Here is an 8,532-nt window from a genome sequence, read left to right on the forward strand (position 1 = left end):
TGTGAAAACCCATTATCGAAAAATGATGAATAAACGCATGCTATGGTTGGGAATTATCGCTTTAATTATTTGTGGTTCTGTGGTGTTAGATTTCACCATGGGGCCTTCAGGCTTATCACTTGATAAATTATTAACAACCCTGTTTCAACCTGAGCTTGTTGATGCGGGTTCGCGAGTGATTGTATGGGATATCCGCTTACCTTATGCCTTAATGGCGGTGGTGGTAGGGATGTCGCTAGGACTGGCGGGGGCAGAAATGCAAACTATTCTAAATAACCCGTTAGCAAGCCCATTTACCCTCGGTTTATCAAATGCAGCTTCATTTGGTGCTGCATTAGCAATAGTTTCGGGTATTGGTATTCCGGGTATTCCTGACCAATGGTTTATTTCAGCGAATGCATTTCTCTTTGCACTCTTATCCGCTTTATTATTAGACGCAATAACGCGTTGGACTCGTGTTCCTACATCTGGAGTGGTGCTTTTTGGTATTGCAATGGTGTTTACCTTTAATGCATTAGTTTCAATGATGCAATTTATTGCAACAGAAGATACGCTCCAAGGTCTGGTTTTCTGGACTATGGGAAGTTTAACGCGTGCAACATGGGTAAAACTCGGTGTTATGGCGGGTGCCTTTGCTGTCATTATGGTGATTTCATGGATGAGTTCATGGAAATTAACTGCATTGCGATTAGGCGAAGATAGAGCGATTAGCTTTGGTATTGATGTAAAACGCTTAAGATTAGGCTCATTGCTACGGATCAGTATTTTAACAGCACTGGCTGTTGCTTTTGTCGGGCCTATTGCTTTTATTGGGTTAGTTGCCCCTCATATTGCCCGTATGATGTTCGGTGAAGATCATCGATTCTATCTGCCAGCAAGCGCATTAATCGGTGCTTTAGTTTTATCATTGGCGTCTATTGCTTCTAAAAATTTGATACCGGGTGTCATTATTCCAGTGGGTATTGTGACATCGCTGGTGGGTGTGCCATTTTTCCTCAGCATGATTTTGCGTCATAGAGGGAATATCTAATGATTGAAGGCTTAAAAATTCAAGATTTTAGCGCTGGCTATGCTAAACATCTCATCATTAAGGCACTGGATGTTGAGCCTTTACCAAAAGGGAAGGTCACCGTATTGTTGGGGCCAAATGGTAGCGGAAAATCAACATTACTAAGAGCATTGGCTGGATTAAATAAATCATCAGGTGTTGTCAATTTAGATGGTAATGATCTCGCGACGATGAATTTTGCTCAACGCGCTCAAAATGTAGTCTATTTGCCACAAACATTACCAGCGGGTGTTCATTTACATGTTTTAGAATCCATTATTGTGGCGCAGCGTGCTTCAGGTGGATTACATAATGAACATAGTGAAGCCCAAGTAATGCACTTATTACGTCAATTAGGTATTGAGCATTTAGCATTACGTTATTTAGATGAATTATCGGGTGGTCAAAAACAATTAGTTGGGCTTGCTCAATCATTAATTAGACAACCTTCCTTATTATTATTGGATGAGCCATTAAGCGCGCTGGATCTTAATTACCAATATCATGTAATGGATTTAGTCGCTAAAGAAACACAGCGTAGAAATATTATTACTGTCGTGGTTGTTCACGATATTAATATTGCCTTACGACATGGCGAACATGTATTAATGTTGAAACAGGGACAATTAATTGCACAAGGCACGCCAGATAAGGTTATTACGGCACAAAGCCTTGCTGATGTTTATGGTGTTCAAGGTAGATTGGAATATTGTTCACAAGGAATACCTCAAATTATTATTGATGGTTTAGTGGATAAAATATAGAGAAGTAAAAGAGAAAGAGAGAAGAAGTAAATATAGGAATGCAGTAAATAGGGATAAAAAAATAATATTAAAATAACCAAGGGTAATTAAATTTATTACCTTAGTTTTTGAGCAACTGTCGATATATCCATCTATATAAAACTTAAAGAATATATTCTTGGAGAATCGGGAATGGTCGTGTTAAATAAAAATAAAATTGCGCTTGGCGTTGTTGCTGCTATTGCATCAAGTTTTGTTATGACTGCAACAGCAGAAAATGTAGAAAAACTGCTTGTTACAACGGCTTCTGGTTTTAAACAAACCGTCGAAGATGCCCCTGCATCGGTTTCTGTTGTCACTCGTGAACAATTAGAAACTAAGTCTTATCGTGACGTAACTGATGCACTAAAAGATGTACCAGGTGTATTAGTCACAGGCGGTGGAAGTAGCTCTGATATTAGTATTCGTGGTATGGATGCAAAATATACCATGATCTTAGTTGATGGTAAGCGTGTTGCATCGCGTGAAACGCGCCCTAATAGTGATAATGCCGGTATTGAACAAGGTTGGTTACCGCCGTTGCCTGCGATTGAACGTATTGAAGTTGTACGTGGTCCAATGTCTTCTTTATATGGTTCAGATGCAATGGGTGGGGTTATCAATATTATTACCCGTAAAGCGCAAAAAGAGTGGAACTTTAGTTTACGTGCAGACAGCACTATCACAGAGCGTAAAGACTCAGGTAATACGAATCAAGGTAGTTTTTATGCCGCTGGTCCATTAATTGATAATGTGCTGGGTTTAAAAATTCAAGGTCAATATTCACATCGTAGTGAAGATAAAATTGTGAATGGCTATAACCGCCAGATCACTACAACAGGTGGCGGTACTTTAAGTTGGACGCCTGATGAGCAAAATACGATTGATTTTGAGTTTAAAAAAGATAATCAACATCGTGACTCTCGCGTTTGGCATTCTAAATCAGGATTACCTAGCCGAGGAAAAGCCCCTGAAAGTAGTTTTACTGACTATGAACTAACACATTATGCTCTGACTCATGATGGTATTTATGATTTTGGAACCATGAATACTTATGTTCAGCGTGATGAAAGCCGTAATCCATCACGTAAAATGGATTATGACGACACAACTGTGCGTAATCAGACCGTTTTAATGTTCGGTGATCATACTTTAAGTGTTGGTGCTCAATATCGTTACGAAGAGTTAAAAGATGAAGGTAATAAACTTAAAGCTAGCAATAAATTAGACCGTTATAGCTGGGCACTATTTGCTGAAGATGAATGGGCTATGACCAATGATTTCGCTTTAACGGGCGGTCTGCGTATGGACAAAGATGAAAACTTTGGTACGCATTGGACACCTCGAGTTTATGGTGTATGGCATCTTACTGATGAGTGGACATTAAAAGGTGGGGTATCTACCGGTTATCGTTCGCCTGATTTACGTCAAGCAACAGCATCATGGGGTCAAGGTACTGGCGGTGGTAATTATGATGCGGTTATTTATGGTAATCCAAGCTTAAAACCTGAAAAATCAGTCACTGAAGAGATCTCGATTATTTGGGATAATCGTGAAAACCTGACAGCAAGTTTAGGTCTTTTCAATACCGATTTTAAAGATAAGATTATGGAAGTTCGCCGTTGTGATAGTCGTACCAATAAAGATGGTTCTAAAATGGCGCCAGGGATCCGTGACTGTAATTTAAGTGATGGTGTGAGTAATGGTGGTGATGCATATGACTTTGTGAGTGATAGAACTAACGTTGATAAAGCCAATATGCGTGGCGTTGAAGCTACCTTTAATTGGACAATATCACCAGAGTGGAATTTAGCAGCTAACTATACCTTTACGGATACTGAACAAAAAAGTGGTGATTTCAAAGGTAAGCCATTAAATAAACAACCACGTCATATGGCGAATGCAACCTTAAATTGGGAAACTACTCCAGAGATGGAAACATGGGCGCGTATTAACTTCCGTGGCAAAACCTCTGATTACTTAGCACGTACATCAATGTCACATGGTACACCTTCGTATGCATTTGTTGATATTGGAACCAGCTACAGCTTAACCAAACAACTCAATGTGATTGGCGGTGTTTATAATGTGTTAGATCGTCGCATTGACCAAGAGCATTTTAATACCACATTAGAAGGTCGTCGTTACAATATCGGTTTGAACTATAACTTCTAATTTATTCCCCTCAGTTTGTGTCATTAAGACTCCACTTACGGAGTCTTTTTTTATCTCTGCTTTTCTAACATTTGATCAGAATTAACACTGGAAAGTTTAAGTATTGAGGTTTATATTTAGCTCAATAATTCATCTTACTCATCGCTTTATTCAGACAATTAGATTGTTATTTCTACTTATTACCAGTCATTTTTTTCTTAATTTATTCTCTTATTTTTAATTTATATAAAGTAGGCTGTTAAAAAATAGATACTTTTTATTAAGAGTCTATTTTTAGAGTTCAAAAGAAGTATGAGTTAACAAAACATTAGCATTAATCTTATTAATGTATTTTAAATGTTTTATTTTGATGATTTGTTGACGAAATTAATTTTAATATGATATTTAATTCTTATTTATCAATGCATTATATTTTTTTTCTTCCAGTGAAGTATGACCTTTGAAATGTTTAAAACTTAAAAGTTATGATAAAAGCACAATTGTTGTTAATAAAATGTAGCGCTATATGTTGACTTAGTTTGAGAATTAAAAAGATCGTAAAAAAAGGGGGTTTTTTGATGAAAATGTATTGCTATTTAAGTCTGAGACGTGCAAAATGCGCCCACTAAAAATATGACTGATGCGTTTAAAGTGCATCGGTTTTTTTTTGCGTTTTTACTTATTACTACACCAAGAGGTCAGATTCATTTGAGTCTGAATAGATAACATAATTTGATTAGCAGCCAGCCCCTTAGAGAAAGGGTTGTCATGATAGAGGAATGCTAATATGGTACAATTATTCTCTTTCGCAGTCGGGCCTAACGGCACTGCGGGCAACGATGACTACGGAGCACGGCGTCTCCTAAACACATACACATCCTTAAAAACTTCATTCTATTCTGTTTATAGGCAGATGCGAAGTCTTCCCAGTAACTGTCGGTTGAGTTTATCTAATACTCACACCGAAGTTATGGGAGGGTTCGCTAATGTCAGATAACGTTATCTCCTCTATCGGCACTAACCAAACAGGTGCTAACAATCGAGTTCAACTGCGTAAAACCTTGACACTAATGCAGGTAGTCATGATGGGGCTTGCTTTTTTACAGCCTATGACTATTTTCGATACATTTGGTATCGTTTCAGGCATTACTAATGGTCACGTAGCAACTTCGTATGCGATTGCATTGATTGCAATTTTATTTACCGCAGTAAGTTATGGAAAATTAGTTAAGCGTTTTCCTTCAGCAGGTTCTGCGTATACTTATGCTCAAAAATCCATGAGTCCTTATGTTGGGTTTATGGTAGGTTGGTCATCTTTACTCGACTATTTATTTATGCCAATGATCAATATTTTATTGGCGAAAATCTATTTACAAGCAATATTCCCGGGCGTTGAACCGTGGATCTTTGTATTTGGTTTAGTCGCTTTAATGACGTTCTTTAACCTGCGTGGTATTAACGTTGTTGCTAACTTAAATACAGCAATTGTTATTGTGCAAGTTGCAGTAATGGTTGTGTTTGTTGGATTACTTATTCACGGTGTTTATAACGGAGAAGGTGTAGGGGAGTTATGGACCTTTAGACCGTTTGCATCTGTGGATGCTGAATTGATACCAATGATAACCGGGGCAACAATACTCTGTTTCTCATTCTTAGGTTTTGACGGTATCAGTACATTATCAGAAGAGACACCAAATGCAGGTAACGTTATCCCTAAAGCGATTTTCTTAACTGCGCTGATTGGTGGGATCATCTTTATTGCAGTTTCTTACTTTTTACAATTGTATTTCCCAGATATTTCACGATTTAAAAATCCAGAGGAGTCACAACCTGAAATAATGCTGTATGTTGCTGGCGCTTTATTCCAGTCTATTATATTAGTGTTCTCATGTGTGACTGTATTAGCCTCAGGTATGGCGGCTCACGCAGGTGTTGCTCGTTTACTTTATGTTATGGGGCGTGATGGAGTATTCCCAGAGAAGACATTTGGTTACGTACATCCTAAGTGGCGTACACCGGCATTTAACGTGCTATTAGTCGGTTTCTTAGCCTTAGGTGCAGTGTTCTTTGATTTAGTGACTGCAACAGCATTAATTAACTTTGGTGCGTTAGTTGCGTTTACTTTCGTGAATTTGTCTGTTATTTCACAGTTTTATATTCGTGAGCGCCGTAATAAAGGATTAATGGATCATATTAATTACCTGATATTACCTCTTATTGGTGCCGCGACAATGGGCGTCTTGTGGATAAACCTTGAACCAGGCTCTATGGAGTTAGGTCTTGTTTGGGGCGCAATTGGTATACTTTATATGGTGTGGATCACTCGTCGATTCCGTCGACCGATGCCACAAATGCCAGAAAAGTAATGCTATAAAAATTGTTATAAAAAAACAGTATAGAAATGGCTTCAGTAATGAAGCCATTTTTTTATTTAAGTTTTTATTTACATGAAATAAATATTTCAATAATAAAATATTTTACTTTAAATTTTTCAAATTAAAATATAATTTATTTTAATTTTTATAATTTATTAAGTTTAACATTAATAAATTTATTAAGTGTTTTTTTCTTATTATATACAGCTAATTTTTTAACATAGGTTAATTTTTTTAATCTTTATATTGTTAAAGTCACGGTATTTTATTTGTTATTTAATTTTTGATATTTACTTTACATATTTTAATATTAATAATGTTAAAGATTAGATGTATCTTGAATAAATACAATTAAAAGCACAGACTCTATTTATTGCATAATATGAAAAAAATTATATTCTTTTTAAAGTTATGGGTTTTTTTTGCACTATTTTATATTCCCATATCTTCAGCAGACGTTTCTGAAAAAACAACTGAAATCTTTAGCCAACAACAACAGCATAATCAAAGTCAACAAGAAGCTCTTTATCAGCAATTAATACCTGAAAGACCTAATATATCTTTTGATATTAGCCAATACGAAGAAAAAGAGAATAAAACAGAAGAAAAACTCTGTTTTCACATCGAGCACATTGAAATAACGAATGCAGAGGTTATTCCTCATTGGGTTAATTTGGCCCTTTTTAAGTCTGAATTTATAGGGCAATGCTTGGGGATAAGTGGAATAAATACCGTCGTCACTCGTATGCAAAATCGCCTATTAATGCATGGGTGGATCACCACGCGTATTGTTGTACCTGAACAAGATATTAGTTGTGGAACATTATATTTAACAATAGTTCCTGGCATTATTCGTAATGTTAAATTTACTGATGACTCTGATAAATACGCCTTGTTATATACCAGTATGCCTGCGCATAAAAAACAATTACTCGATTTACGAGATATTGAACAAGGGTTAGAAAACCTACAGCGATTACCGGTTGTGAGTGCTGAAATGGAAATTAAGCCTGGTGTAAATGCGGGTGAAAGCGATATTGTGATAAAGCGAAAACAATCTCGTTTCTGGCATACTTCATTATGGATCAATGATGCCGGATCACCCGCAACGGGGCGTTATCAAGGTGGTTTAATGTTAGCATTAGATAATCCTTTAGCACTGAGTGATTTGTTTTATTTATCAACAGAACGTGATTTAGACTTTGCTGGGAATAAAAATAATCAAAATATTATGGCGCATTATTCAATTCCTTTTGGCTATTGGTTATTTGATATTAACGCCTCTCAATACGATTATTCTCAAACAGTCGCTGGCCATATTAAAGACATTCTCTATTCAGGTGAAAGTGACAGTATTAATGCAGGTATGTCATATACCCTTTTTCGTAATCAAAGCAGTAAAACGACATTACGCTATGGTGTTCAAGCTAAAGTATTACGAAATTATATTGATAATACTGAAATTGAAATCCAACGCCGACGCGTTAGTCATTGGTTAATGAATCTTTCTCATCGCCAATATTTTAGCTTTGGAACTTTGGAAGGTAGCATTAATTACCAAAAAGGAACACGCTGGTTTGGTTCAGTTGCAGCGTATGAAGAACAATATCGTGATAATTATTATGCAACAGATAAAGCCGATATTTTAACATGGCGTGCCGAATTAGATATTCCAATATCTATTGCTCAGCAGCAATTCAAATATCAATTAAATTACCGTAAACAAATGACACATGATGCATTAACACCCATTGATCAGTTTGCAATAGGTAATCGTTGGACTATTCGTGGATTTGATGGTGAAAGAACACTGAGTGCTAATGAAGGTTGGTTTATACAAAATACGTTAAGTTGGCGATATCCTGCATCAGAACAATTTATTTATCTTGGCGCAGATTATGGCGAGTTAAAAACAAATACAGATAATCCTCGATTATTAGGTAAACATCTTGCGGGTGGTGTTGTAGGTATAAAAGGTTCGTTATTTTCCTCCACAATAAAATATGATTCATTTATTGGCACACCATTATCTAAACCCGATGGGTTTAAAACGGATCATGTTAATTTAGGATTTAGTATTAAATTTAATTATTAAAATACAGAATTAACTCAAATATTAAATAAGAAATAATAATTAAATGAAATTTATATTGTCTTTTTGGCAAGGAACTTA

Annotated in this window: 5 protein-coding genes; all 5 read left to right on the top strand. The window is 36.2% G+C overall.

Annotation, left to right across the window (positions count from 1 at the left end; genetic code table 11):
* Window positions 1-22 precede the first annotated feature (22 nt).
* Window positions 23-1,030, top strand: a complete 1,008-nt coding sequence (locus tag H1225_RS04680) for a FecCD family ABC transporter permease (RefSeq protein WP_373273823.1) — start codon at window positions 23-25, stop codon at window positions 1,028-1,030.
* The gene (locus H1225_RS04685; protein ID WP_219515135.1) at window positions 1,030-1,812 is read left to right on the top strand and encodes an ABC transporter ATP-binding protein; all 783 of its coding nucleotides are present in this window, start codon (window positions 1,030-1,032) and stop codon (window positions 1,810-1,812) included. Before H1225_RS04680 ends, H1225_RS04685 begins: the two co-directional genes overlap by 1 nt.
* A gap of 171 nt (window positions 1,813-1,983) precedes the next feature.
* Window positions 1,984-4,005 carry a ligand-gated channel protein gene (locus H1225_RS04690; protein WP_161670965.1) on the top strand — a complete coding sequence of 674 codons (2,022 nt, stop codon included), beginning with the start codon at window positions 1,984-1,986 and terminating at the stop codon, window positions 4,003-4,005.
* 965 nt (window positions 4,006-4,970) lie between these two features.
* Window positions 4,971-6,350, top strand: coding sequence for an APC family permease (locus H1225_RS04695; protein ID WP_072062731.1), 1,380 nt, complete (start codon window positions 4,971-4,973; stop codon window positions 6,348-6,350).
* Window positions 6,351-6,741: 391 nt separating this feature from the next.
* Window positions 6,742-8,454 carry a ShlB/FhaC/HecB family hemolysin secretion/activation protein gene (locus H1225_RS04700; RefSeq protein ID WP_239739519.1) on the top strand — a complete coding sequence of 571 codons (1,713 nt, stop codon included), beginning with the start codon at window positions 6,742-6,744 and terminating at the stop codon, window positions 8,452-8,454.
* Window positions 8,455-8,532: the final 78 nt, after the last annotated feature.

This window comes from Proteus penneri (assembly GCF_022369495.1).
GTDB classification, from domain to species: Bacteria; Pseudomonadota; Gammaproteobacteria; order Enterobacterales; family Enterobacteriaceae; genus Proteus; species Proteus penneri.

Bases quoted from the DNA above. Each gene is read 5' to 3' on its own strand.
- H1225_RS04680 (WP_373273823.1), top strand. From the start codon at position 23: ATGATGAATAAACGCATGCTATGGTTGGGAATTATCGCTTTAATTATT.
- H1225_RS04685 (WP_219515135.1), top strand. From the start codon at position 1,030: ATGATTGAAGGCTTAAAAATTCAAGATTTTAGCGCTGGCTATGCTAAA.
- H1225_RS04690 (WP_161670965.1), top strand. From the start codon at position 1,984: ATGGTCGTGTTAAATAAAAATAAAATTGCGCTTGGCGTTGTTGCTGCT.
- H1225_RS04695 (WP_072062731.1), top strand. From the start codon at position 4,971: ATGTCAGATAACGTTATCTCCTCTATCGGCACTAACCAAACAGGTGCT.
- H1225_RS04700 (WP_239739519.1), top strand. From the start codon at position 6,742: ATGAAAAAAATTATATTCTTTTTAAAGTTATGGGTTTTTTTTGCACTA.